Annotated in this window: 21 protein-coding genes; 19 read left to right on the top strand and 2 right to left on the bottom strand. The window is 67.5% G+C overall.

What is annotated here, in order from left to right:
* The first annotated feature begins 4 nt into the window (after window positions 1–4).
* The 11 genes from xpsH (at window position 5) to pncB (ending at window position 10,770) form a co-directional block, all read left to right on the top strand.
* Complete coding sequence (xpsH, locus tag AC0Z6F_RS06380; protein ID WP_012510014.1) at window positions 5–499, top strand: type II secretion system protein XpsH; 495 nt, start codon at window positions 5–7, stop codon at window positions 497–499.
* Window positions 496–915, top strand: coding sequence for a type II secretion system protein XpsI (gene xpsI, locus AC0Z6F_RS06375; protein ID WP_012510015.1), 420 nt, complete (start codon window positions 496–498; stop codon window positions 913–915). The genes xpsH and xpsI overlap by 4 nt, the downstream gene beginning before the upstream one ends.
* The gene (locus AC0Z6F_RS06370) at window positions 912–1,544 is read left to right on the top strand and encodes a type II secretion system protein J (RefSeq protein WP_012510016.1); all 633 of its coding nucleotides are present in this window, start codon (window positions 912–914) and stop codon (window positions 1,542–1,544) included. The genes xpsI and AC0Z6F_RS06370 overlap by 4 nt, the downstream gene beginning before the upstream one ends.
* A complete protein-coding gene (locus AC0Z6F_RS06365; protein WP_180889419.1) occupies window positions 1,541–2,404 on the top strand; it encodes a type II secretion system minor pseudopilin in 864 nt (287 codons plus the stop codon). Before AC0Z6F_RS06370 ends, AC0Z6F_RS06365 begins: the two co-directional genes overlap by 4 nt.
* Complete coding sequence (locus AC0Z6F_RS06360; protein ID WP_448122561.1) at window positions 2,401–3,540, top strand: PilN domain-containing protein; 1,140 nt, start codon at window positions 2,401–2,403, stop codon at window positions 3,538–3,540. Before AC0Z6F_RS06365 ends, AC0Z6F_RS06360 begins: the two co-directional genes overlap by 4 nt.
* Window positions 3,515–4,234 carry a type II secretion system protein GspM gene (gene gspM / locus AC0Z6F_RS06355; RefSeq protein ID WP_004142897.1) on the top strand — a complete coding sequence of 240 codons (720 nt, stop codon included), beginning with the start codon at window positions 3,515–3,517 and terminating at the stop codon, window positions 4,232–4,234. Before AC0Z6F_RS06360 ends, gspM begins: the two co-directional genes overlap by 26 nt.
* Complete coding sequence (locus AC0Z6F_RS06350; RefSeq protein WP_065722748.1) at window positions 4,224–5,015, top strand: general secretion pathway protein GspN; 792 nt, start codon at window positions 4,224–4,226, stop codon at window positions 5,013–5,015. Before gspM ends, AC0Z6F_RS06350 begins: the two co-directional genes overlap by 11 nt.
* Window positions 5,016–5,024: 9 nt before the next feature.
* Window positions 5,025–7,226, top strand: a complete 2,202-nt coding sequence (gspD, locus tag AC0Z6F_RS06345) for a type II secretion system secretin GspD (protein WP_485617250.1) — start codon at window positions 5,025–5,027, stop codon at window positions 7,224–7,226.
* A gap of 566 nt (window positions 7,227–7,792) precedes the next feature.
* The gene (locus tag AC0Z6F_RS06340; protein ID WP_065722750.1) at window positions 7,793–8,647 is read left to right on the top strand and encodes a glycosyltransferase family 2 protein; all 855 of its coding nucleotides are present in this window, start codon (window positions 7,793–7,795) and stop codon (window positions 8,645–8,647) included.
* Window positions 8,644–9,483: a glycosyltransferase family 2 protein gene (locus tag AC0Z6F_RS06335; RefSeq protein ID WP_485617251.1), complete on the top strand. Its 840-nt coding sequence runs from the start codon at window positions 8,644–8,646 to the stop codon at window positions 9,481–9,483. The genes AC0Z6F_RS06340 and AC0Z6F_RS06335 overlap by 4 nt, the downstream gene beginning before the upstream one ends.
* A 105-nt stretch (window positions 9,484–9,588) precedes the next feature.
* Entirely contained in the window at window positions 9,589–10,770 is a 1,182-nt protein-coding gene (pncB, locus tag AC0Z6F_RS06330) for a nicotinate phosphoribosyltransferase (RefSeq protein ID WP_065722752.1), read from the top strand.
* A gap of 19 nt (window positions 10,771–10,789) precedes the next feature.
* Here pncB and AC0Z6F_RS06325 read toward each other — a convergent pair whose 3' ends face one another.
* The gene (locus tag AC0Z6F_RS06325; RefSeq protein WP_004143030.1) at window positions 10,790–11,155 is read right to left on the bottom strand and encodes a hypothetical protein; all 366 of its coding nucleotides are present in this window, start codon (window positions 11,153–11,155) and stop codon (window positions 10,790–10,792) included.
* Between the two features lie 440 nt (window positions 11,156–11,595).
* On the opposite strand from AC0Z6F_RS06325, the gene AC0Z6F_RS06320 reads away from it, so the two are divergent.
* The 8 genes from AC0Z6F_RS06320 (at window position 11,596) to AC0Z6F_RS06285 (ending at window position 25,260) form a co-directional block, all read left to right on the top strand.
* Complete coding sequence (locus AC0Z6F_RS06320; RefSeq protein WP_004143031.1) at window positions 11,596–12,135, top strand: fimbrial protein; 540 nt, start codon at window positions 11,596–11,598, stop codon at window positions 12,133–12,135.
* An 85-nt stretch (window positions 12,136–12,220) separates the two neighbouring features.
* On the top strand, window positions 12,221–12,952 hold the full coding sequence (locus AC0Z6F_RS06315) for a fimbrial biogenesis chaperone (RefSeq protein WP_012510023.1): 732 nt from the start codon (window positions 12,221–12,223) through the stop codon (window positions 12,950–12,952).
* A gap of 92 nt (window positions 12,953–13,044) precedes the next feature.
* Window positions 13,045–15,609 carry a fimbria/pilus outer membrane usher protein gene (locus AC0Z6F_RS06310; protein WP_485617302.1) on the top strand — a complete coding sequence of 855 codons (2,565 nt, stop codon included), beginning with the start codon at window positions 13,045–13,047 and terminating at the stop codon, window positions 15,607–15,609.
* Window positions 15,600–16,637, top strand: a complete 1,038-nt coding sequence (locus tag AC0Z6F_RS06305) for a fimbrial protein (RefSeq protein ID WP_012510025.1) — start codon at window positions 15,600–15,602, stop codon at window positions 16,635–16,637. The genes AC0Z6F_RS06310 and AC0Z6F_RS06305 overlap by 10 nt, the downstream gene beginning before the upstream one ends.
* Window positions 16,638–16,904: 267 nt before the next feature.
* Window positions 16,905–18,089 carry a non-hydrolyzing UDP-N-acetylglucosamine 2-epimerase gene (gene wecB, locus AC0Z6F_RS06300; RefSeq protein WP_485617252.1) on the top strand — a complete coding sequence of 395 codons (1,185 nt, stop codon included), beginning with the start codon at window positions 16,905–16,907 and terminating at the stop codon, window positions 18,087–18,089.
* Window positions 18,086–20,287 carry a hypothetical protein gene (locus AC0Z6F_RS06295; RefSeq protein WP_485617253.1) on the top strand — a complete coding sequence of 734 codons (2,202 nt, stop codon included), beginning with the start codon at window positions 18,086–18,088 and terminating at the stop codon, window positions 20,285–20,287. The genes wecB and AC0Z6F_RS06295 overlap by 4 nt, the downstream gene beginning before the upstream one ends.
* Window positions 20,288–20,293: 6 nt before the next feature.
* The gene (locus AC0Z6F_RS06290; protein WP_485617254.1) at window positions 20,294–22,441 is read left to right on the top strand and encodes a glycosyl transferase family protein; all 2,148 of its coding nucleotides are present in this window, start codon (window positions 20,294–20,296) and stop codon (window positions 22,439–22,441) included.
* Window positions 22,438–25,260 (top strand): NfrA family protein, encoded by a 2,823-nt coding sequence (locus AC0Z6F_RS06285; RefSeq protein ID WP_485617255.1) that lies wholly within the window; start codon window positions 22,438–22,440, stop codon window positions 25,258–25,260. Before AC0Z6F_RS06290 ends, AC0Z6F_RS06285 begins: the two co-directional genes overlap by 4 nt.
* Here the strand turns inward: AC0Z6F_RS06285 and AC0Z6F_RS06280 are convergent.
* Entirely contained in the window at window positions 25,254–26,258 is a 1,005-nt protein-coding gene (locus AC0Z6F_RS06280; protein WP_100468339.1) for a DUF4434 domain-containing protein, read from the bottom strand. The two genes, AC0Z6F_RS06285 and AC0Z6F_RS06280, sit on opposite strands and share 7 nt — an antisense overlap.
* Window positions 26,259–26,265 lie beyond the last annotated feature (7 nt).

Below are 26,265 nucleotides of genomic sequence, written 5' to 3'. Positions count from 1 at the left end.
CTGCATGACGTATTTCCTGCCGCGCCGGCTGCCTCGCCCGCGCCTGCACGGCAGGCGCGCAGCGGGCCTGTCGCTGCTGGAAATGCTGCTGGTGATCGCCCTGATCGCAGCAATTGGCCTGATCACTGCTGCCGGCCTGTCACGTGGCTTCGCTGGCATGCAACTGCGCAGCGCCGGCAAGGACATCGCCAACCAGCTGCGGGTGGTACGGGCGCAGGCGATCGCCCGGGGCGAACCGCAGCGCTTCGTGATCGAACCGGCGCGACGCCACTGGGAAGGCGCCAACCAGCGCCATGGTGACGTGCCGGCACAGCTGCAGGTGCAGTTCGAAGGCGCCGCGCAGCTGGCCACCGCGCCAGGGCAGGGCGTGATCGAGTTCCATCCCGATGGTGGTTCCAGCGGTGGCCGCATCCGCCTGCAGCGCGACGGTGCCGAGTGGCGCATCGATGTTGGCTGGCTGACCGGCGAAGTGCGCTCCGGCCCATGGCGGGCGCAATGAAGCGGCGTGCGCGTGGCTTCACCCTGCTGGAAGTGATCATCGCCTTTGCCCTGCTCGGGTTGGCGCTGACGCTGCTGCTGGGCAGCCTGTCCGGTGGTGCGAAACAGGTACGCGAGGCCGGGCTGCGCACGCGTGCGGTGCTGCACGCGCAGTCGCTGCTGGCCGAAGCCGGTGTCGCTGCACCGCTGCAGGTCGGCCGCCAGCAGGGCGACTGGGAGCAGGGCCGCTACCACTGGGAACTGCAGGTGCAGCCGTGGGTGGAGCCACGTGCTGGTAGCGTGGTGCAGTCGCAGTCGCCGGGTGCGCCCTGGCTGGCCGAGCTGCAGCTGCAGGTGCGCTGGGGCGACAGCGAGCGCGAACAACTGCGCTGGCGCAGCCTGCGCCTGTTGCCGCCGGATCTGGAGAGCGCGCGATGAAGCGGCGCGCTGCGGGGTTCACCCTGATCGAGGTGATGCTGGCCACGGTGCTGCTGGCCGGTGGCCTGGCGCTGGCGTTCGCCAGCGTGCGCTCGGCAATGGCGGTCAGCCAGCGCGGCGAGCAGATCGCTGCCGAGAGCGAACGCATGCGCGCGGTGCAGGCGCTGCTGCGGCGGCAGCTGGCCGGCGCGCTGCGCACACCGCTGGAAGTACCCGACCCCACCCGTGAGCCGATGTTCTTCCAGGGCGAAGAACAGCGCATGCTGTTCGCCGCCGACCTGCCCGGCTATCTCGGCCGCGGCGGACCGTACCTGCACGCGTTGCAGGTGGACGGCCGCAGTGGCCAGCAGCGCCTGCTGCTGGACCTGGTGCTGCTGCAGGAGGGCGAGCGCATCGCCGAGACGCCGCCGCGTCCACCGGAAGTGCTGGTGGACGGCCTGAAGTCGGTGCAACTGCGCTATCGCGGCATTGACGCCAGCACCGGCCAGGTGACCGACTGGCTGCCGCGCTGGGACGATACGCGGCGCCTGCCGATGCTGGTGGAAGTACAGATCGTGCCGGCCAAGGGCGCGCCGTGGCCGGTGCTGGTGGTCGCACCGCGTGCCGGTGGCAGCGGTGGTGCGCGATGAACCGGCAAGGTGGAGCCGCGCTGGTGCTGGTGTTGTGGTTGATCGCGTTGATGACTGCGCTGGTCGGCGCCTTTGCACTGAGCGCGCGGGTCGAGCACCTGCAGCAGCGGGTGCTGGATGACGACGCGCGCGGCCAGGAGCGTGCACGGGCCGGCCTGGAATATGCGCTGATGCGCCTGTCCGCCGATCCGCAGCGGGCCCCGTGGCGGGCCGATGGCCGTACCTATCGCTGGACGTTCGATGACGCCAGCATCGAGATCAAGGTGCTGGACGAGAACGGCAAGATCAACCTGAATCTGGCCGATGTGGCCCTGCTGACCGCTTTTCTCAAGGCGCTGGGCGAAGACGAAGGAGCCGCACGGCAGCTGGCCGGTGCCATCGTCGACTGGCGCGACGAGGACAGCCTGCTGCAGCCCGGTGGCGGTGCCGAGGCGCCCGACTATGCCGCGGCGGGGTTGCCGTATGGCCCGCGCAACAAGCGTTTCGAGACCCTGGGTGAACTGCAGCGGGTGCTCGGCATGCCTGGGCCGTTGTACCAGAAGATGCTGCCGCACCTGACCCTGTACAGCCGCCAGGCACGCCCGGATCCGCAGTTCGCCAGCGCGCCGGTACTGACCGCGTTGGGGCTGGATGCCGACACCGTGCTGGCCCAGCGCGCCCAGCAAGAGCGTGATGCCGATTCCGCTGCGGGTGCGACAACGCTTGCCAGCAGCAGTGGCACCTATAGTATCGAGTCCCGTGTCATCGACGGCAGCGGACGCCGGTCGGTGCTGCAGGCAGTGGTACGCAACGGCTCGGGCGGGGTTCCCGGGCGGTCCTACACAGTGCTTCGCTGGGAGCAGGGAATGACAGCAAGATGACGGCTTGGCAGGACAGTCTGCGGCAGGTTCAGGGTCGGATCGGCCCGGGCGCTGGCCGCTTCCTGCGCTGGTGGCGGCAATCGCTGCTGGCGTGGGTGCCGGCACGTTGGCAGTGGGCGCTGGGTTGGGCGCAGGCGCGCCTGCTGCTGCAGCGCGAGGGTGACCAGCTGCAGGTCCGGCGTGAGGCCGGCGAACGCCGCGAAGCGGTGGCGACGTTGCCGTGGCCGTTGTCGCCGGCTGAACTGGACCGTGTTCTGGAGCCGCGCCTGCGCAGCCTGCCGCGGGTGTGGCTGTTGCCGGCCAATGAAGTGCTGCGCCGCCATCTTCGGCTGCCGGCGGCGGCGGCCGATCGCCTGCGCGCGGTGGTCGGCTTCGAGGTCGACCGGCAGACTCCGTTCGAATCCAGCCAGGTCAGCTATGACGTGCGTGAACTGGGCAGCGCCGGTGAAGGCCTGTTGCAGGTTGAACTGATCGCCTGGCCGCTGCGCCAGCTGGACGCCTGGCGTGGCAGCGTGGGCGAGTGGGCCGATACGTTGGCCGCCGTCGACGCGATCGATGCGCAGGGTGATCCGCTGCACGTGAATCTGCTGCCGCCCGCGCAGCGCCAGCTGCGGCCAGACCCGATGCGGCGCTGGAACCTGCTGCTGGCCCTGGCCGCGCTGGTGATGCTGGTGCTGGCCGCGGTGCAGCTGCTCGATAACCGCCGCGCCGCCGCCGATGAACTGCGTGCCCAGGTTGAACGCAGTGCGCGCAGTGCGCGTGGCGTGGCCAGCGAACGTGCACAGCTGCAGGGGCTGATCGACGGTGCCGCGTTCCTCGAAAAGCAGCGCAGCCAGCGTGCCGGCACGGTGGAAATCTGGAATGAACTGACCCGGCGCCTGCCGGAGGGCACCTACCTGGAAAAGCTGGCCATCGAGAACAACAACCTGCAGCTGATCGGGCTCAGCCGCGAGGCCTCGCAGCTGGTGCAGCTGCTGCAGGACGCGCCGCAGTGGCGCAAGGTCAACCTGACCGGCGTGCTGCAGGCCGACGGTGCCGCCAGTGGCCGTGACCGTTTCACCATGACCGCTGAACTGCAGCCGATGGCGGCTGCGAACGGGGAGGCGGCCGATGCCGATGCCAAGCGCGCGCCGTGACCGCTGGCTGGCACTGGCACTGCTGCTGGCAGTGCTCGGCCTGGCCTATCTGTTGCTGGTGCACCCCTGGTTCACCCAGCCGCTGCGTGAGATCGATGCCGATGTCGCGGCCTTGCGCGAGCGCGAGCAGCGTGTACAGGCGCAGCTGCAGCAGCAGCCGCAGATCGAACAGCGCCTGCGCGCTACCCGCGAAGCGTTGCAGCAGCGGCCGGGCTTCCTGCGTGAAGCCACCGCCGAAGCCGCCGCCGCCGCGCTGGGGGGCAAGCTGCAGGATGCCGTGGCGATGGCCAGCCCGGGCAACCGCAGCTGCACCATCAGCAACCGCACGCCGCTGACCGACAACCGTCGCGATGCCGAGTTCGTGCGCGTTGCCATGCAGGTACGCCTGCGCTGCGGTGTGGCCGAACTGGCCACCGTGCTGCACAGCCTGGAAACCGGCAGCCCGCGCCTGTTCGTCGACAACCTCAACCTGATCGCACAGCGTTTCCAGCAATCGCCGAACGAATCCGGGCTGGGCCTGGATGTGTCCTTCGAACTGGCCGGTTATCTGCTGCCGGGCGCTGCGGCCGAAGGGGCCACGCCAACACCCGCAACCGGGCCGGCCGCCACCCCGCAGCCGCCTGCAGCGGTACCGATGGCTGCACCGGTACCGGATGCACCGGCCGAGGGACAGGAGGTGGCCGATGAAACTTGAGCAGATCAGCCTGCGCACCGGTTTCCTGCTGGCCTTGGCGGGCTGGGCGGCAGCAGTCTGGCTGGCCACCGGCTTCGGCCTCGGCAGTCGGTTGCCGGGCGCCGATGGCAATGCCGATGCGGCGCCGTCGCTGCCAGGCCTGCCGTCGCTTGCCGCCGAACGCATGGCCAGTGCCGACAGCTACAGCGCGATCGGCGAACGCCCGCTGTTCGCCGAGGACCGCAAGCCGAAGCCCTATCTGCTTGGTGGCAGCGAGCCCGCCGCCAGTGCCGCATTGCGCCTGACCGGCGTGCTGCTGACCGGCGACTTCGGCATGGCCACGTTCACCACCGAACAGAACCGCTCGCTGCGCCTGCGCCTCAATGGGGAGGCCGTCGATGGCTGGCAGCTGGTCGCGCTGGCGCCCCGCCAGGCCACGGTGATCGGCCCCGGTGGCAATCAGGTGCTGGAGCTGGCGGTGTTCAACGGCCAGGGCGGTGAACCGCCCACCGTATTGCGCGGCGCCAACGGTGCGCCGCCGGCGGGTGGAATCATTGTGCCGCCGCCTGCCGGTGCTCCGCCGCCCCCGCCAGCTGCCGCAGCAACGGCACAGCAGGCGTCAGGTGGCGCTGCAGCACCGGCTGCCACACCGGCGGCCGCTACGCCTCCCGCCAACACCAACGGTCCCAGCGAAGCGCAGATGCAGGCCATCCGCGAACGCATCCAGGCCCGCCGCCGCCAGCTGCAGCAACAACAGCAGCAACAACCGTCGCCGCCCCCGGGCGATGGCACCAACCGATAGAGTGAATGCATGAACCTGCGTTTCCTTCCCTGGTCCTTTGCCCTCGCGCTGCTGGTTGGCTGCAGCACGGTGTCCGCGCCGCACGTGCAGCGCAAAGGCAACCTGACGTCCACGACCGATGCCGGCCAGGCGGCGGAAGTGGCTGCCGATGCCGCCCGTGACAGCCAGGGCGCGCCCCAGGCGGTCATCCGCCGCGGCACCGGCACCATGATCAACCGCGAAGCCGCGCGCGCGCCGGCGCCGGCACTGCACGGCGCCAGCACCGGTGAAGCAACCTTCAATTTCGAAGGCGAATCGGTGCATGCGGTGGTCAAGGCCATTCTCGGTGACATGCTGGGCCAGAACTACGTGATCGCACCGGGGGTGCAGGGCACAGTCACCCTGGCCACGCCCAAGCCGGTGTCGCCGGCACAGGCGTTGAACCTGCTGGAGATGGTGCTGGGCTGGAACAATGCCCGCATGGTCTATAGCGGCGGCCGCTACAACATCGTGGCTGCCGACCAGGCATTGGCCGGCACTGTCGCGCCGAGTACGGCGCCGGCAGCCAGTGCGCGTGGCTTCGAGGTGCGGGTGATCCCGCTGCAGTTCATCTCCGCCACTGAAATGAAGAAGGTGCTGGAGCCGTACGCGCGCCCCAACGCCATCGTCAACGTCGACAGCGGCCGCAACGTGATCACCCTGGGCGGTACCCGCGCCGAGCTGGAAAACTACATGCGCACCGTCGAGATCTTCGATGTCGACTGGCTGTCGGGCATGTCGGTGGGCGTGTTCCCGATCCAGTCCGGCAAGGCCGAGCAGGTGGCCGCCGACCTGGAGAAGGTGTTCGGCGAGGAGAGCAAGACGCCCAGCGCCGGCATGTTCCGCTTCCTGCCGCTGGAAAACGCCAACGCGGTGCTGGTGATCACCCCGCAGGTGCGTTACCTGGACCAGATCCAGCAGTGGCTGGACCGCATCGATACCGCCGGTGGCAGTGCCCGTCTGTTCTCCTATGAGCTGCGCTACATCAAGGCGCGCGATCTGGCCGAACGCCTCAGTGAAGCCTTCGCCAGCAGCGGCAACCGCGGCGGCTCCAGCCCGGCCTCGCTGGCACCGGGTGCAATGCCGTCGCAGCTGGGCAGCGACGGTGACCGTGGCATGGACAGCAACAACAGCAGCAATTTCGGTTCGACGCCGGGCAGTGGTTCCAGTGGCACCGGCAACGGCAGCATGAACCTGCCGCAGCGCCAGTCCGGCAATGTCAGCGTCAGCCTGGAAGTGGAAGGCGATCGCGTGGGCGTGTCGGCGGTGGAGGAAACCAACACCCTGCTGGTGCGCTCGACCCCGCAGGCCTGGCGTTCGATCCGCGAAGTGATCGAGAAGCTGGACGTGATGCCGCTGCAGGTGCATATCGAAGCGCAGGTGGCCGAGGTCGCACTGGAGGGGGACCTGAAGTACGGCGTGAACTGGTTCTTCGACAACGCGGTGGCCGGGCGCGCGCTGACCGGCGCATTGGCCGGCGTGACCCTGCCGGCCGCCGCCGGCGGCTCCTGGAGCAGCTTTGCCGGTGCCGCGACCGGTGGCGAAGGCCTTGGCTGGGCATTCACCGGCCACAATGGCGCGGCGGTGGTGAGCGCGCTGGACAAGGTCACCGATGTGCGCCTGCTGCAGACCCCCTCGGTGTTCGTGCGCAACAACGCCGAGGCCACGCTCAACGTGGGTGACAAGGTGCCGATCAATACCACCACGGTGAACACCGGTATCGGCACCAGCAGCTACAGCTCGGTACAGTACATCGACACCGGCGTGATCCTGAAGGTACGCCCGCGCGTCACCCGCGACGGCACGGTATTCCTCGACATCGTGCAGGAAGTGAGCAGCGCCTCGAACGTGCCGGAGAACTGCAACCCGCAGGAGCGCAACTGCAACCCGCGGATTTCCACCAAGAAGCTGTCGACCGAAGCGGCGGTGCAGAGCGGCGACACCATCATGCTGGCCGGCCTGATCACCGACACGGGCACCGATGGCAGCAGCGGCATCCCCGGCCTGAGCCGGATTCCGGTGGTGGGCGCACTGTTCGGGCAGAAGAGCCGCACCAGCCGTCGTTCGGAGGTGATCGTGCTGCTGACGCCGAGCATCGTGCGCAACGGGCAGGAGGCACGCACCCTGACCGACGAGTACAGCCAGCGCTTCCGCGCGATGGAACCGCTGAACCAGCCGCGCGCAAAGAAGTAAGGGGTTGACGGCCGGGCTGCGCCCGGCACCCGCAGAGGCCAGAGCTGGAGCAACGGCAACAGCGGGTTTACTGAGGGGGGGGCGGGGCACTGTGGGTTTGCGGGGACGCCGTAAATCCGTCCATGGAGGCTTGGTCGCCGCATCCATGCGGCTCACACCCCGCAAACCCACAGTGCCCCGCCTTCGACAGTTTCCTGCTGCTGTTGGTAGGTGTCGACCTTGGTCGACACGGTAGATCCACGCCATGCGTGGATGCTTTTCGATTCCAATTCGAAATATTCGATTCTGATGGAGATTCATCCACGCATGGCGTGGATCTACTGCAGATCGCAGAGATCTGTCGAAGGCGGGGTGGGTCCGGTTGTGGGGGCGTGAGCCGCATGGATGCGGCGACCGAGCTTACATGGACGTACTTGCAGCGTCCCCCGCCACCGGACCCACCCCGCCATGCCACGGATAGCCGGCTTCTGCTGTTGCTTCGGCTCTGGCCTCTGCAGGTGCCGGGTGCAACCCGGCCGATACCCTCCCAGTGCTAGGCTGTGGCTACCGACAACCACGGAGGCGGGATGGGGGCGATCGTGTTGTTGCCGCTGTGCGTGGACGATGCCGCGCTCGACCGCTGCCTGGCCGCGCTGGATGCCGGCACCGCGCCGGGTACCGCGGTCTGGCTGGCCGATGACGCGCAGACCGGGCCGCGTGCGCAGGCGGTGGTGGAACACTGGTTGGCGCATACGCCGTTGCAGGCCGAATACACCCGCCGCGCGCGGCCGTTGGGCGAGGTCGCCCATCTGGATGAGATGCTGCGCGCCTGCGAGGGCCTGGACGTGGCCGTGCTGGCGCCGGACAGCGTGCCAGCACCCGGCTGGCTGCAGCAGCTGCAGGATGCCTTCGCCCGCGACGCCGCCATCGCCACCGCAACACCGTGGTGCAATGCCGGCGAAACAGCCGCGTGGCCGCGATTGGGCGAAATCAATCCCGAACCGGAGGACCCGGCACTGCTGGCACACACCTGTGCCACGCTGCCGGTGCTGCATCCGGAGCTGCCCTCGGCAGTCACCCACGCGGTGCTGGTGCGCGGCAACGCGCGCCGGCGTGCCGGCGGCCTGGACGTGGACAGCTACGCCGGCTGGAACGCGGCGCTGGTCGACCTGAGCCTGCGCATGGCCGGGCTGGGTTGGCGCAACGTCCTGTGCGAGACCGCCTTCGTCGGCCGCGCAGGGGAGGCCGTCAGCCGCGATGGCGATCTTGAAGCCCTGGCCGCGCGCTGGCCGGCCTGGGTGCCGCGACTGGCCGATTTCCTGATGCACGATCCGCTGCACGGGCTGCGCGCCGATCTGCAGCAGCGCATGCGGCAGGCGATAATGCCGGCCGAGCAGGGCGACCTGTTCGTTCCATCATCTGCGCCGGAGCCTCCCGCTTGAATGTTGCCATTGCCGCCATCGTCGTCACCTACCAGAGCGGCAGCACCATCGATGCTTGCCTCTCGCGGCTGCGCCAGGCGCAGGACGTGGCCGAGATCCGGGTGATCGACAATGGCTCGGTGGATGGCACGCTGGAGATCGTGCAGCGGCACGCCAGCCATGACCCGCGTGTGCGCTTCATCGGTAATCCGGACAATCCTGGCTTTGCCGCCGCCAACAACCAGGGCGTGGCCGATTCGAGCAGCCCCTGGCTGGCCTTCATCAATCCGGACCTGATGGTCGAGCCGGATACGCTGGCCGGATTGCGTAGCCGCGCCGACGCCCTCGGTGACTGCCTGCTGGGTGTCGAACAGCTGGATGAGCACGGCCAGGCCGATGAGGCCGTGCGCCGCCGCGACCCGGATTTCCTGTTGATGCTGCGCTCGCCGGGCAAGGGCTCGAAACTGGCCGTTCCGCGTGACCCGCAGCAGGTACTGCAGCGGGTGCCGGCGTTGTCCGGTGCCTTGCTGATGATGTCGCGCGCGCTGTTCGACCGTATCGGCGGCTGGGACGCCGGCTACCGCCTGCACGCCGAAGACCTGGACCTGTGCCGCCGTGCCCGTGAGGCCGGCGCAGTGGTGGCGATTGCCAACGATCTGCAGGTCACCCACGTGCGCGGCGTATCCAGCCGCTCACGTCCGTTCTTCGTCGAGTGGCACAAGCACAAGGGCCTGTGGCGCTACTTCCAGAAGTTCGAGGCGAAGCAGCGTTCGCTGCCGGTACGCGTGGCGGTGTGGGGCGCGATCTGGGCGCACGCGCTGATGCTGGTACCGAGGCTGCTGCGCAGGTCGTTGTAGAGCCGAGCCCACGCTCGGCTCAGGCAAATCCAGCCGGGCGTGGGCTCGGCTCTACGAAAGGCCGGCGCGCCCACGGTTCACTCCGTCGGGCGCATAATCCGTCCCATGCCTATCATCCAGTCCCTGCTCGACACCGACCTGTACAAGTTCACCATGATGCAGGCGGTGCTCCACCAGCATCCCGGCGCCCAGGTGCAGTACCGGTTCAAGTGCCGCACGCCCGGCATCGAACTGGCCCGCTACATCGACCAGATCGACGAAGAGATCGACCACCTGTGCAGCCTGCGCTTCAGTGACGCGGAGCTGGACTACATGCGTGGCCTGCGCTTCGTGAAGCCCGACTTTGCCGACTTCCTTGGCCTGTTCCACCTCGACCGCAAGTACATCCAGCTGCGCGCATCGAAGACCGTGCCCGGCGAGATCGAGCTGGACATCACCGGCCCGTGGCTGCACACCATCCTGTTTGAAGTGCCGCTGCTGGCGATCATCAACGAGGTCTGGTTCCGCAACACCACCACCGCCGACTTCGCCGAAGGCGAACGCCGCCTGCAGGCCAAGGCCGCGCTGCTGCGTGATACCCCCGGCTTCGAGCAGTGCCGCATCGCCGACTACGGCAGCCGCCGCCGCTACTCGCGTGACTGGCATGCCCGCCTGCTGCCATTGCTGCGCGATGCGCTCGGGCCGCAGCTGGTCGGCACCAGCAACGTACACTTCGCGCGCCTGTATGGCATGACTCCGCACGGCACCATGGCTCATGAGTACCTGCAGGCGTTCCAGGCGCTCGGCCCGCGCCTGCGTGATTCGCAGGTGGCGGCACTGGAATCATGGGCACGCGAATATCGCGGCGACCTCGGCATCGCGCTGTCCGACGTGGTCGGCCTGGACGCGTTCCTGCGCGACTTCGATATGTACTTCTGCAAGCTGTTCGACGGCGTGCGCCACGACTCGGGCGATCCGTTCGACTGGGGTGACCGCATGCTGGCGCATTTTCAGCAGCGCCGGGTCGATCCACGCAGCAAGGTGCTGGTGTTCAGCGATGGCCTCGACATCGTCAAGGTGATGCGCCTGTATGACTACTTCCGTGGTCGCTGCCAGGTCGCCTTCGGCGTCGGCACCCATCTGACCAATGATCTGGGTCCGACGCCGCTCAACATCGTCATCAAGATGGTCCGCTGCAACGGCCAGCCGGTCGCCAAGCTCAGCGACTCGCCGGGCAAGAGCATGTGCGACGACCCTGGTTACCTGACATACCTGCGCCAGGTCTTCGAGTTGCCGCAGCCGGAGTAACGCCGGCCTGCTGCAGGTCTTACAGGTAGTCGACCACGACCAGGTAGGCGCCCTGCAGCGGCTGCTGCTTCGAAGCCTGCACGCTGTAGCGTTCGGAGAAGGCGATATCGCCGGCGCGCATCGCGCTGGCCGACACCGACAGCTTCTGGCCCTGGCGCTTGCCATCGCGCAGCGTCGCGGCCTGGCCATCGGCCAGCGCCGTCACGGCCACCGTCGAGCCCTTGGCCGACGGCGGGCAGGCCGCCAGGCTCAGTTCGCCCTGGGACAGGTTCGTCGTGCAGCCCGGCTCAGCGATGTGACCGCTGAAACGGATGCTGCCGCTGCTGGCCTGGGCCAGCGCACTGACGGACATCAGGGCCACACACAGCAGGATGGAGTTCCTCATGACACGTTCTCTGGTTCGTTCGGTGTTTCCTAGTTAGCGACAGGTTGGACCCGGCTTTAATAGGACAAATCCGAATCTGCTAGGGCCATCACCGAGAAAGAGTGATGCGCATCAAGAAAGCTGTTTTTCAGGGAGAAATGGCGACTTTTTGCGTGCGCGCCCGGCGCAGCCAGCCGCCTCCGCGAAGGCTGCGGGTGACCGCTCGCCCCCGCTGACTCGATTTCGGCTACCACGTCACACTTGAGGCGTCAATAAACCGTCGTTCAGAAAAATAATGAGACTTTCATCACAGTTGTGCCTATACTTGCGTCACGGATTCAGGGGAAGGTATGTCCGAGTCCGGCCACAGGTGAGACGCAAGGATGGGTCCTGATAGCCCGGCAGTGCTCCTTGCTTCCTCCTCTACTTCTCATCTCTTCAGTAGGGTTAGGTAAAAGCGAATGCACAAGATCAATCTCATCGCCGCTGTGATGCTGGCCGCCGCTCCGCTGGCCGCCAACGCCGCCGACGGCACCATCACCTTCAATGGCAAGGTGACCGACAAGACCTGCACCATCTCGACCCCGGGCGGCAAGGACTTCGCCGTCAACCTGCCGACCGTGTCCAAGAACACCCTGGCCAATGCCGGTGCCGTTGCGGGTCGTACCCCGTTCGCGATCAACCTGACCAAGTGCAGCGCCGGCAACGTCGCGACCTACTTCGAGCCGGGTTCGACCGTTGACTTCAACACCGGCCGCCTGCTGAACCAGGCTTCGGCCAACGCTGCCACCAACGTGCAGCTGCAGCTGCTGGGCTCCAACAACCAGGTCCTGCCGATCAAGGCAGCCGGCGCTGGCCTGGCCCAGACCAACTCGCAGTGGGTCACCGTCGGCACCGACGGCTCGGCCGACCTGAGCTACTACGCTGAGTACTACGCCACTGCCGCCGCCACCCCGGGCGACGTCACCAGCAGCGTCAAGTACACGATCATCTACAACTGATCGTAGCCGTACCCGCATTGGCCGGCGTACGCGCCGGCCAATGCTCCGCGGCCTCTGGCCACACACCTCGAGCGTAGTACTTCCGATGAAAGCAATCTTTCCCCGGGCGCTGCTGCTGGCAGCGTTCACGCTGCCCTTCTGCCAGAACGCACTGGCCGGCGTGGTGGTCAACGGCACGCGAGTGATCTATCCGGCGCAGGCGCGCGAAGTCACCGTGCAGGTCGACAACGTGGGCGATTCGCCGGCGCTGGTGCAGGCCTGGATCGACAGCGGCGACGCCAACCAGACCGCCGATACCAGCGATGCACCGTTCGTGCTGACACCGCCGATCGCGCGCGTCGAGCCGGGCCGCAGCCAGGCGCTGCGCCTGATCTTCTCCGGCGCGCAGCTGCCGACCGACCGCGAGTCGGTGTTCTGGCTCAACGTGCTGGATGTGCCGCCGTCGCCGGACAACGCCGACAACAGTGGCGAACAGAATTACCTGCAGGTCGCGTTTCGTTCGCGCCTGAAGCTTTTCTACCGGCCGCAGGGCCTGAAGGGCGTTGCCAACGACGCACCGGCAGCGCTGCGCTGGACCCGCAATGGCGACCGCCTGCGGGTGGAAAACCCGAGCCCCTTCCACGTCACGCTGGCTGAAGTGCATGCCGTGACCGGCAGCAGTGAAAAGGCCGTCGAGGACAAGGGCGCGATGGTTGCGCCGAAGCAGAGCCTGGAGTTCGCCGCACCGGCGGGCACCAACCAGGTCCGCTTCATCACCATCAACGACTACGGCGGCCGGGTGGAACACACCATCCGCCTCGGCAGCACCGGGGGCTGAACGCGCCGCGCTGGCTCATGGCCTGCGCATCCCGCCACCGCCGCCGTGCGGCGAATTGAAGGAATGTCAGTGTGATCGGAAACAGATTGACATTGTCGATCCATCAGGCGCTTTGCCTGTTGGTTGCTGGCGTGGCCTGCCCAGGATGGGCGCTGGCTGCCCCGGCCAATCTCGGCGAACAGGCGCTGATGGCGCAGAGTGGTGCGGCCAATGCGCGTGCACCGGAGTCGGCCCAGTTCAACTCCAGCTTCCTGTCCGGCCAGGCCAAGCAGGTCGACCTGGCAGCGTTCACCAATGGCAACCCGATGGTGGCCGGCACCTATCGCGTCGACGTCTACGTCAACGGTGCCTGGCAGGGCCGTCGCGACCTGCAGTTCAAGGCCGATGCACAGGGCCGCGTGGACGCCTGCCTGCCGCTGCCGATGCTGGAAGAAATGGGCGTGGACAGCGAGGCCGTGCTGCTGCAGCAGGACCCGTCCGTGCCGGCCGACAAGACCAGCTGCGTGCCTGTGCAGCAGCGCATGAGCAACGCCTACGGCATCTATGACAGCGGCAACCTGCGCTACGACCTGAGCATCCCGCAGGTGTTCCTGCGCCGCGAGGCGCGCGGCTACGTCAATCCGGCACTGTGGGACCGTGGCATCAATGCCGGCTTCGTCGGCTACAGCTTCAATGCGATCAACAGCGACAGCCGCGTCGAAGGTGGCCAGCGCAACCGCAGTGCCTACCTCGGCCTCAATGCCGGCCTGAACCTGGGCGGCTGGCAGTTCCGCCACGACTCGAACCTGACCTGGTCCGAGGGTGACGGCCGCCATTGGCAGAGCATCGCCACCTACGCACAGCGCGGTATCCCGCAGGTGCGCGGCATGCTCACCATCGGTGAGGCCTACACCACCGGTGAACTGTTCGATTCGATCGGCTATCGCGGCGCCAGCCTGGCCAGCGATGACCGCATGCTGCCCGACTCGCTGCGCGGTTATGCGCCGGTCGTGCGCGGCATCGCCGAAACCAACGCACGCGTTGAAGTGCGCCAGAACCAGCAGCTGATCTACTCCTCCACCGTGTCGCCGGGCAGCTTCGTCATCGACGATCTGTACCCGACCGGCTACGGCGGCGACCTGGAAGTGAGCGTGATCGAGGCCGATGGCCGCCGCCGCGAATTCAAGGTGCCGTTCGGTTCGGTGCCGCAGATGCTGCGCGAAGGCGTGTCGCGTTACTCGCTGACGGCCGGCCAGGTGCGCAACAAGCTGCTGGCCGATGAGCCGTGGCTGGTGCAGGGTACCTACCAGCGCGGTATCGGCAATCAGCTGACCCTGTACGGCGGCAGTGCACTGAGCGATGGCTACCTGTCGCTGCTGTACGGCGTCGGCCTGTCCACGCCGGTCGGCGCGTTCGCCGCCGACGTCACCCACGCCCGCACGACGTTCGACCACTACGGCAACCACACCGGTGCCAGCGTGCGCTTGAGCTACAGCAACATGATCGGCGAGACCGGGACCAACCTGACCCTGGCCGCTTACCGCTATTCGACCGAAGGCTTCTACAGCCTGCAGGACGCGCTGTATGGGCGCGACTCGGACAAGCGCGGCATCGATCCGACCACCCGCGGCCGCCAGCGCAGCCAGTTCCAGGTGACGCTGAACCAGCCGTTGGGCCGTCGTGGCGGCGCACTGTACGTGACCGGTTCGGTGCGTGACTTCTACGATCGTCCCGGCACCTCCAAGCAGTACCAGGTGGGCTACAACAACGCCTGGCGCTCGGTGAACTACGGCTTCTCGGCGCTGCGTACCGAAGAAGGCGTGCTCGGCCGTTCCGATACCCAGTACCTGCTGTCGATGAGCGTGCCGCTGGGCCGTGGTACCCACCCGGTGTCGTTCAGCGCCGATGTCGGCGTGCGCGACCGCGGTGGCTACGACAACAGCCGCGTCGGCATCACCGGTTCGGCCGGCGTCGACAACAACTTCAGCTATGGCGCTGCGCTGTCCGATTCCCGCGAGGGCGGCACCACCGCAGTCGGCAACGCCGAGTACCGCAGCCGTTACACCGCGTTGAATGCCACCTACAGCCACTCGCGCGATTTCCGCCAGGCCTCGGTCGGCGCCAACGGCAGCGTGGTCGTGCATCCGGGCGGCTTCACCTTCACCCCGCAGCGTGGCGATACCATGGTGCTGGTGGAAGCACCGGGCGCACGCGATGCGATCGTCAGCAATGCCCCCGGCCTGCGTGTCGATGGCCGCGGCTACGCCGTGGTCCCGTACGTGTCGCCGTACCGCCTCAACACCGTCACCCTCGACCCGCAGGGCATGGCCCACGACGTCGAACTGGAAAGCACCAGCCAGTCGGTGGCGCCGTTCGCCGGTGCGATCAGCTACCTGCGCTTCGATACCCGCAAGGGCAACGCGCTGCTGATCCAGGTCCGCAACACCGATGGCCGCACGCTGCCGTTCGGCGCGCAGGTCAAGGACGAGCAGGGCCAGCCGGTGGGCATGGTCAGCCAGGGTGGCCGCCTGTACGTGCGCAGCGAGAAGAACCAGGGCCAGTTGCAGGTCGAGTGGGGCGCAGGTGCCGACCAGCGCTGCACCATTGATTACCAGGTACCGGAGGGCGCCGATGCGTCCAAGACCGGCTTCATCCCGCTGGAGGCAGCATGCCGATGATTTCTTCCCGTGGCCGCAAGGCACTGGCCGCGTTGGCCCTGCTGGGTGGCGTGCTGCTGGCGCAGCAGGCCAGTGCGGCCTGCCGCATCCAGGTCAACGGTTTCGTTGCGCAGGACGTGCAGATGGACATGGGTCAGATCGTGATCCTGCCCAGTACGCCCGTGGGCGGCGTGATCAAGGAAATCAGCGTGCCGATCAACCAGCAGAACAGCGTTGCCCGCTGTGACTACTGGTATAGCGGCTACTCGACAGGCGAGTACGTCAACGCGCCGCAGAAGCGACCGGTGGCTGGCTTTGCCAACGTCTATGAGACCGGCGTGGCCGGTGTGGGCATCCGCCTGTTCCGCGACTCCGGCGCGATCCAGGCCTATTACCCACATACCATCAATTTCGCGGCCAACTCCACGATCTCGCTGATCGGTGGCCAGTTCCGCATCCAGCTGATCAAAACCGCCGCGCAGACCGGTTCGGGCGTGATTGCACCGAACGGTCGCTTCACCACCTACTACTTCGATGGTGATGGCCCCAGCCGCCCGGTGCTGACCTCCACCTTCAGGGGCTCGGGTACTACCGTGGTCAGCCCGACCTGCGAAGTGCAGGCCGGCAGCCGCAACATCGCCGTTGATTTCGGCAGCGTGCCCAACACCACGTTCACCGGCGTTGGTTCGCGTGCGGTCGATCGTGATTTCGAGATCCGCCTGAACTGCCAGGGCAGCAACGTTGCTGCCTACCAGAGCAAGATCGGCATCCGCCTCGACGCCGACCAGGACAGCTCGAACATGCCCGGCGTGCTGAAGCTGAGCGCGGCCACCAACAGCGCCACCCGCATCGGCATCCAGATGGTCCAGCGCGATGGCAGCACCGAGCGCGAAGTGCGCTTCGGCCAGACCGTCAACGTAGGCACTACCGTGCCGGGTACCAGTGTCATGGCGCTGCCGCTGCGTGCCCGCTATGTGCAGACCCAGGCCGGTACCGTCGGCGCTGGTGTCGCAAACGGCCAGGCGACCTTCACCATCCAGTACGAGTAAGGCGGCCGCAGGCCGCCGCCACCGCTGCGTTCCACCGCAACGTCACCTGTTCCGCAGGTGGCGTTGACTGCGTCTTGATCTTCCAACGATGAAGATCAGTGCCACGACGCACGTACAACCACATGAATGTGATGTATGTCGCGAATTTGGAGTTTCCTCATGAGGTGACCGTCTCCTGCCCACGGGTATTGGACGGGAACGCCGAAAGGATCCAGACGTGGCTACAGCTGCCTGCATCCCCCCGCGCCGTCCTTCAGGAGTGCTGCGGTGAAGGTCCTGTCCGTGTTCGGTACACGGCCGGAGGCGATCAAGATGGGGCCGCTGGTGCGCGCACTGGGCAAAGCGGCCGACATCGAGTCGGTGGTCTGCATCACCGGCCAGCACCGGGCGATGCTCGACCAGGTGATGTCGCTGTTCGAGATCACCGCCGACCATGACCTCGATGTCATGGTGCCCAACCAGACCCTCAACGGCCTGTGCGCCAGGCTGTTCGAACGGCTTGACGCGCTCTACACACAGGTTCGCCCGGACCGCGTGCTGGTGCATGGTGATACCACCACGGCGATGACCGCCGCGCTGGCTGCGTTTCATCACCGCATTCCAATCGGCCACGTCGAGGCCGGCCTGCGCACCGGTGACATCAACCGGCCATGGCCGGAGGAAATGAACCGGCGGGTGATCGACGTGGTCGGCCACCAGCTGTATGCGCCCACCGCCAGCTCGCGCGCCAACCTGGCCCGCGAACACCTGGGCGGGCAGATCCTGGTCACCGGCAACACCGTCATCGATGCCCTGCAGCAGACCGTACAGCGGCTGGATGCCGACCCGGCGCTGCGCGCGCAGGCCGACGCGCCCTTCCACATGCTCGACCCGCGGCGGCGCCTGCTGCTGGTCACCGGCCACCGCCGCGAGAGCTTCGGCCAGGGTTTCGAGGACATCTGCCGCGCACTGGCCGAGCTGGTGCGACGCACGGACCTGCAGGTGCTTTACCCGGTGCACCTCAACCCGAATGTACAGGGCCCGGTCAACGCCCACCTCGGCCACCTCGACAACGTGCACCTGGTGCCGCCGCAGGACTACCTGCGCTTCGTGCGCCTGATGCAGCGCGCCGACGTGATCCTCACCGATTCCGGTGGCGTGCAGGAAGAAGCGCCGGCGCTGGCCAAGCCCGTTCTGGTGATGCGCGATGTCACCGAGCGTCCGGAGGCGGTCGAGGCGGGTGTGGTGACGCTGGTCGGCACCACCCCTTCGCGCATCGTCGAGGCGGTCAACGCCGCGCTGGCACAGCCACCGCAGCCGACCCACTTCGACCCCGATGCCAGTCCCTACGGCGATGGTCGCGCCAGTGTGCGCATCGTCGCCGCCTTGCGTGGGCAACCACTGCCCGAGTTCTCACCCGTCGTCCACGGTGGCGCTGCCAACCACCCTCATCCGCATGAAGTGATGCCATGACCCAGACCGGCCGCTCTCCCTTGTTTGCTTCCGCTGCCGCGTTCGTCCTCTCGGGCGTGGTCGCCAGTGCCCATGCCGCCGACAGCGTTGCCGGCCAGTTCGCCGAATGGAGCGGCGACAGTACGGTGAACCGGCAGATGAGCCTGCGCGAACTCGGCTTCCGCCAGCCGCTGGTATTGAGCGGGCAGGAAAGCCAGCGAGAGATTTACCTGCCGGTGCCGGCCGGTGTCGCCACCCGCGACGCGCAGCTGCAGCTGGACGGGCGCTATGTGCGCGGCCACGCTGGGCGCACTTCCGGTTTGTGGTCGGTCGACGGCGACCCGATCGCCGCGCGTTCGATCACCGATGCGCAGGGTGATGCCAGCCAGCTGCTGGCCATCGATGGCGAACCGCGCCAGAACGGTTTCGTGAGGGTCGGCGTCGGCTGGTGGTCGATCGTTTCCGATTACCGGTGCGCCGACCAGAGCGCACCGGCCAACGTGCTGCGGTTGTCGCCGGATTCGCGTTTCAGCTACCGCTTCGACGGCCGCGCCGTGGACACCGTGGCCAAGGCCTGGGGCGCGCTGCCGCCACGGGTGCGCCTGCTGGTGGATGGCAGGGGTCTGCAGGCGCCTGTCTATGATGCCGCCTGGCGCATCGGTACCGCGCTGCAGGCCGGTGGCAAGCAGGTGCAGGTGGTCGCGCTGCCCAAGGTTGGTGACAGTGTTGACCTGACCGGCATCAGCATCCCGGCCAGCCTGCAGGGCGTGCCGGCCTATGCTGCGCTGGCGTCGGGCGAGCGCGCGTATGTGCTGAAGGATCTGGCCGAAGTCGGCGCGCTGCTGTCGCTGCGTGACAGTGGGCCGTTGGCTGCCGATGTGATGATCGGCAGCGATGCGCTGAGGGCTGGAGTACGCGCGGCGCTGGACGCGCTCGGTGCGCAGGTCGGCGCCACTGGCACTGATGCGGGCACGGCGTTCGCCGCGTGGCGCGGTACTGGCATGGGCGGCCTGGAAAATCCCGCAGACAATGGCTCGGTCAGCGTGGTCGCCGTTGCCGGCCGTCCGACGCTGGTGGTCGATCCGGCGGCGGCCGGCAAGGTCGCCGGGTTGTTCGCCGATCAGTGGCGCAGCTATGCGCTGGGCCGCAGCCTGCAGGTCACCGCGGCCGGCATGCCGAAGCTCGACGGCGACCAGGTGCTGCTGAGTCGGCTCGGCAACATCGCAGGCACGATGGACGTGGTCACCCGCGCCGATCGCAGCGCCACCTTCGACCTCGGTGCGTTGTCGGCCGATGGCCGCCTGCCCGAGCAGGTGGTGATCGATGTCTCTGCGGCGCCGAACGCGGCCGGGCAGGGCGCGGTAGCCACGATCTATTTCAATGACTACCTGCTGGGTGGGAAGGTGCTGGCCGCCAATGGCCAGCCGCAGCGGCTGGTGGCCAAGGTGCCGGCCTATGCACTGTCGGCGCGCAACGAGATCCGCGTCAGCTTCCTGCGCCAGCCGGCACGCCCGTACTGCCACGATCCGGCCACTGGCTATCCGGTCTCGATCCTGCCCAGCAGCCACCTGACCCTGGCCAAGCGTTCGCTCGGCAGTGACTTCGTCGGTGCCAGCAGCCAGCTCTCGCGCGGCAGCCAGGTATTCGTGCCCGGCACCTGGCTGCAGGACGCGCCGACCTCGCTTGCCAAGGTCATCGCCATCGCCAGTGCAGTGGGTGCATCACCGGAGGCCTCGGAACTGAAGGTGGTCGACGCCGGTGCCGCGGTCAGTCCGGGAGCGCCGTGGCTGGCGTTCGGCGTGGCACCGGCCGGTGTCGATGTGGCCGGCCTGAAGGACGGCCACCTGCTGATCGGCGGCACGCCGCAGCCGCTGCTGGATGTCAGCGGCCTGGACCGCGCCGCGGTGGTGCAGGTCGGCACCTCCGGCGGCCAGCTCGGCGTGTTGTACAGCGACCTGGGTGCGCAGGCACCGTCGTTCGGCGCGCCGTTCCGGTTGCTGCGTGGTGATCTCGCCGTGCTCGACGGCAGTGATGCCGTCCGTGAGTTCGACCGCCAGGACCCCTATGGGAGCCGCGTTGCCGAGGACGGCAATCCGCAATCGAAGTGGGAACGGCACATGGTCTGGTTGCTGCTGCTGGTCGGCGTGATCGTGTTCGCGCTGCTGGCTGCCCGCGTCACCCAGGTGCGCCGCCGCAAGTCCGCCAACACAGGGCACTGATCCACCGTGGACGGTCTGTTCTGGAACATCCAGCTGGCCAACTACTACGCCGCACTGGAAACCACGGCGGCGGCGGTGGCCGTGCTGATCCTGATCTCCAGCCTCGATGACCTGTTCATCGATGTCTGGTACTGGGTGCGCGAAAGCTGGCGCGCGCTCACCATCAAGCGTCGCGATGCCTACAAGCCGTTGACCCAGGAAGACCTGCTGCAGCGACCGGAGCAGCCGCTGGCGATCATGGTGCCGGCGTGGATGGAGTACGACGTCATCGCGCAGATGGTCGAGAACATGATCAACGTACTCGACTACCGCGAGTACGTCGTGTTCGTCGGCACCTATCCCAACGACCAGCAGACCATCGATGAAGTGGAGCGCATGCGCCGCCGCTACAAGCGCCTGCGCCGGGTGGAGGTGCCGCATGATGGGCCGACCAGCAAGGCCGACTGCCTGAACTGGCTGATCCTGGCCATCTTCGATTACGAGAAGCGCCACGAAATCGAGTTCGCCGGTGTGATCCTGCACGACAGCGAGGACGTGCTGCACCCGATGGAGCTGCACTTCTACAACTACCTGCTGCCACGCAAGGACATGATCCAGCTGCCGGTCACCTCGCTGGACCGCGAGTGGTACGAGCTGGTGGCCGGCGTTTACATGGACGAGTTCGCCGAATGGCATGCCAAGGATCTGGTGGTGCGCGAGAGCGTGTCCGGCATGGTGCCCTCGGCGGGCGTCGGTACCTGCTTCTCGCGACGCGCGCTGCTGGCGTTGAGTGCACAGACCGACAACCAGCCCTTCAACACCGACAGCCTCACCGAGGACTACGACGTCGGTGCACGACTGGCGGCGATGGGCATGCAGTCGATCTTCGCGCGCTTCCCGGTGCAGTTCCGCGTGCGCCGGCCCTCGTGGTTCGGCTGGGGCCCGGTGCGCGAACGCACCCAGCAGATGGCCCTGTGCGTGCGCGAGTACTTCCCCGACAACTTCCGCGCTTCCTACCGGCAGAAGGCACGCTGGGTGCTGGGCATCGGCCTGCAGAGCTGGGAGTCGCTGGGCTGGCGCGGCTCGCTGGCCACCAAATACCTGCTGGCGCGAGACCGCAAGGGCATCATCACCTCGTTCGTCAGCATCATCGCCTACGTCATCTTCCTGCAGCTGCTGTTGTTCTGGCTGCTGAAAATGACCGGGGTATGGACGATGCAGTTTCCCAGCGTGTTCCAGCCCGGTACCTGGCAGATGAACGTGGCGCTGCTGACCACGGCTGCACTGGCGACCCGCGTCGTGCAGCGCTTCTACTTCGTCAACCGGCTGTATGGCTGGGAACATGCGCTGATGTCGATCCCGCGCATGGTGGTCGGCAACATGATCAATTTCATGGCCACCGCGCGTGCCTGGAAGGTGTTCCTGGCCTACCTGCTGTTCGGCAAGCGCATGGTCTGGGACAAGACCATGCACGATTTCCCGGATGCGGCGCAGCTGGTACAGACCCGCAAGCAGCTGGGCGAACTGCTGGGCACCTGGCAGGCCGTTGAACCCGAACGCCTGCAGCAGGCGCTGGACCAGCAGCATGCCGGCCGGCAGCAGCCGTTGGGCCGCATCCTGCTTACCCAGGGCTGGCTGGACGATGAAACACTGGCCGAGGCGATCGCCTTCCAGGGTGACCTGCCACGCGCGGTGATCGACGTGGATTACCTGCGTGCCTGCCAGTTCCCGGTCAGTGCCGATGCCTGCGTGCAATGGCGGATGCTGCCGCTGCCGCCGCGTCAGGAAGGTACCCTGCGGCTGGCCGTGGCCAGCCCATTGCCCGAAGAGGCATTGGCACTGCTGAAGCAGGAAACCCGCAGCGAGCACATTGAACAGAGCATCGCCCGCGAAAGCGAGATCAACGCGGGACTGCGCCTGATCGGTGGCGACCGGCAGTGGCACCTGGACAACGTGCCACTGCTGGGCGACCTGCTGGTGGAAATGCGCCTGATCGATCACGCACGCTTCGAGATCGCACTGGACGACTACAAGCCGCAGCGCGACGGCCGCATCGGCGATTACCTGGTGAAGCAGGGCATCACCACCGAGGAGGCCGTGGCCCAGGCCATGCAGGAACAGCGCCGGCGTGCGGCCACGCTGCAGTCGCCGCCTCCCGGAGCCTTGCCGGCATGAAGACCACGCTGCTGTCCACCGTCATTGCTGTCGCGCTGGCTACAGCCACCGCACCGGTACTGGCACAGGCCGATGCGCCGCTGCCATTGTCCGGTGCGGCCTACCGCATCGCCGAGCAGGCGTTTGCCGCCTATGAACGTGGCGATTACCCCGCGGCCTACCAGCAGTCCAGTGAAGCGATCCGGCTGCGCCCGGATGTGGTGCGGCTGCGCCTGCTGCAGATCTATGCGCTGCAGAAGCTCGGTCGTGGCGCAGAAGCGCAGCAGCGGGCGCGCCGTGCGCTGGACGCGGGGATGAAGGATCCGGCCTTGCCGGCGCTGGCCGCCGCTGTGCCCAAGACGACCACAGGTGCGGCGCGTAGCGCAGCGTTGCCACGTGCGTCCGCCACGGCGGCCGACCGCAACAGCCGGCAGGCCTACCTGCTGGCAACCGAAGCCTATGCGGCCTACGACGCCGGGCAGATGGGCATTGCCGCCAGCAAGGCCGAGCAGGCGTTCCGGCAGCAGCCGAAGCAGGGCGCATGGGCCCTGCTGTGGGTGGCGGCGCTGGAGGCTCAGCAACAGCCCGAACAGGCCGACGTCGCCATCAGCACCGCGCTGCAGCTGGGGGCACCCAACGTCGAGGAACTGCGCGCGCGCCGCGTGGTGCTGACGCGCCAACGCGCGCTGCTGCTGGCCCAGCAAGCCTATCGATCGCTGTCCGCAGGTGATGATGCCGCGGCCATTGGACATGCGCGCGACGCCGTGAAGCTGGCACCGGAGGTGGCTTCATACCGGTTGCTGCTGATCACCGCGCAGCTGCAGGGCGATCAGCTGGCCGACGCTGAGCACAGTGCTGATCAGGCATTGCAGGTAGATGCCAACGACCTCAATGCACGGGTCATGCGCGGTTACCTGCGCCAGCGCCAGGGCAGCACGTTGCGGGCCAATGAGGATTTCGACGCCGCGCTTGCCACGCCGGGATCAACCGCGCAGCAGCGCAACGTGCGCCTGCTGGCGGTGGATGCGGCACTGGCTGCCGGCGATCGGGTGCGTGCGGCTGCACTGCTGGCACCGTTGCAGGCGCCAGTGTCAGCAGATGAGAGAGACGCACGGACACAGCTGCTGTTGCAGCAGGGCATCGAGCAGCGCGCCAAGGCGATTCGATCCAGTCGCGCGCTTCCCCGCATCAGCGCCGAGGCCTACCCGGCACCGGTCCAGCACTGCCAGTCCGGTGACAGCAGCAACGTCTGCGAGCTGATGCCGGCCGACCTTCAGGGGGATGGCGGTGCCGCGCAGCGTGCCTACGCTGCCTACGCACGCCGGGACTACGCTGACGCCATCGGTGAGGCACGGAAGGCCGTACAACTCGCACCGGAGGACGCGAACCTGCAGGGCCTGCTGACCACCACGCTGGCAGCGGGCAACCGCGTCCAGCAGGACGAAGCGCGGCAGCGCCTGGATGCGGCACTGGCGCAGCACCCTGATGATGCGGGCGCGCTGATGCAGCGCGGCTACCTCAACCAGAAGGCACGCGAGCCGGCGCGCGCGCTGGCCGACTTCCGTGCCGCTGAGGCCACCGGCAGGGCACCGAAAAGCGTGGTGCTCGACCAGGCCTACGCCAGCGCCGCCAACGGCAACACCCCCCAGGCGGCATCGCTGCTGCGCACCGCCATCGACCGTGCCGACGCGGGTGACCTGCAACTGGATGAGCACCAGCGCTACAACGTTCGCAATGCCATCGCCAACTACTCGCGCGAGTGGGGCGTGATCGCATCGGCGGGATTCCGTGGTGCGCGCCAGGCGGCGACCAACGTCGGCGGTGCGGCGATCAGCACGCCAGGCGATTCGGTGTTCAGTACGCTGGAGGCGTTCTGGCGGCCCCCGGCCTTCAACGACCAGCATGGCACGCTGGAACTCTACGCACGCCTGCTCAACACGCTGTACGACGAGGGCGGTACCTACGAATCGATCCGTGCGGTGGATCCCTGCACGGGTGAATCGACACCGGATGCGCGCGTACGCGCCGAGCGCCTGAGCCACTCGCGTTCGACCACGGGTTGGCCATCCACCATCGCGTCCTTCGGCATGCGCTATGCGTTCGGCCAGACCGGGCTCAGTGCCGGTATCGAGCGCAGGCAGTTCCTCGGCAGCGCCACCCGCCAGGGCGAGGTCTACCCCGAATCGGCAGCAGTGCAATGCCGCCTGCAGCTGGCGCTGAACCCACCACTGGAAGCCAGTACGCTGGCGCGCTATCGGTTGGCCAGTGGTTCCGGTGGATGGATGTCCTACCTCACCTACGGCTACTACCATGGCACCGATCTGCGCACCGACGTGAGCCAGTGGTGGATGGTCAGCGGTTACGCGCAGGGCGGCTATACCTGGGACGACAACAGTGCCAGCTTCACCCTTGACGCGCTCGATGCCAACGGCACACCGGTGCGGCGCCTTGGCGAGGCCAATGGCCGCCTGCATCGCGAACAGTGGTTCGCTGCCGGTGAACTGCGCGCCGGGCGAAGCTTCCGCTTCGGTGCAGGGCAGACCCACTGGGTGGTCACGCCGTACGTGGTGGTGGGAGCGGACTGGCTGGACCAGCGCTCGCGCGTGCGCGACCTCCGCTACCCGCTGTTGCCGTCGCAGTCGTTCGCGCTCAACGACAGCCAGCGCAGCTGGTCACTCGGTGCGGGCCCGGGCGTGGGCGTGCGCTACTGGTTCCGCGAGGACCACTACAACGCTCCACGTTCCTACCTGGACCTGACCGTGCAGTACCGCATCGCCATCGGCGGCGGTGATACGCAACGCGCCAAAGGTCTGTTCGCCACCGCCATCCTCTATTACTGAGGCAGACCCCAACGTCGCCGCAGTGCTGCGGCCTGCGGGGTGTCCTGGGTCAGCCACGGCTCCAGTGCATAGACCAGCACGTGTTGCGCGCCGCTGTCGCGTGCCCATGCCAACTGCCGCTGGATGCGTGCGGCATCGGCGGTTTCGCCCTTGAATCCGCTGCCGTCGGCAGGGCCGCCGGGCAGTTCGCGGAACAGTTCAACGATCGCATCGAAACCAATGCCATGTGCATGGAAATGATCGAGCAGCGGTTGCAGCTGCTGCACGTTGCCGGCACCGGCTACACCCACACCGTCCTGCACCATCGGCCGCACCGCCGCTTGGGCCAGCACGGCCTGCCACAACGTGACCAGGCTGCCATCGGTCTGCAGGCGGCTGAAGTAGCAGGACATCGCGCAGTCACCACCGCGTGCGCTGGCCGCCTGCACCAGCCCGTGCAGCCACTGCGCCAGCCAGTGCTGGCGGGCCGGATCGGCCCAGTGGTACTGCTCTAGCTCGTAGGGCAGGTACCAGCCCCCGAAGGCCGGCTGCTGCGCCCAGGGCGCCTGTGCCAACCAGCTGCGTGCATGCCCCAGGCTCTCGGCCAGGAAGGCCTGCAGCGTGGCATCGTCTGCGCCGATGGCCTGCCACCAGCGTTGCTGGAAGGGCAGGCCGACGCGGATGCGGATGTCGTTCTCGCTGGCAGCGGTGAACAGCTGCTGCAGGCTGCCGTCGGGCAATGACCAGTCGCCGTCACTGCCACCGACGATGCCGGTCCATTGCAGCACCAGCTGCCTGCAGCCCAGCGTACGTGCAAGCTTCAAGGATCGCTGCCAGTCGGCCAGGCCCCACTGCAGGTGGCTGCGCCAGGGCTGCAGGAAGGAGCCATCCACCTGCACCGGCAGCGAGCAGCCGGGCAGGGTGGCGAGCGTACCGGCCAACGGCGCCAGTACTGCCGCACGCAGCAGCCGGCGGCGCAACGGCGAGGACGGATCAGCAGGAAGGACTGGCGGTGGCATGCCCGCA

This window comes from Stenotrophomonas sp. 1L-E-5-B-C3, assembly GCF_057292075.1.
This window is presented reverse-complemented; position numbering and strand designations above follow the sequence as displayed.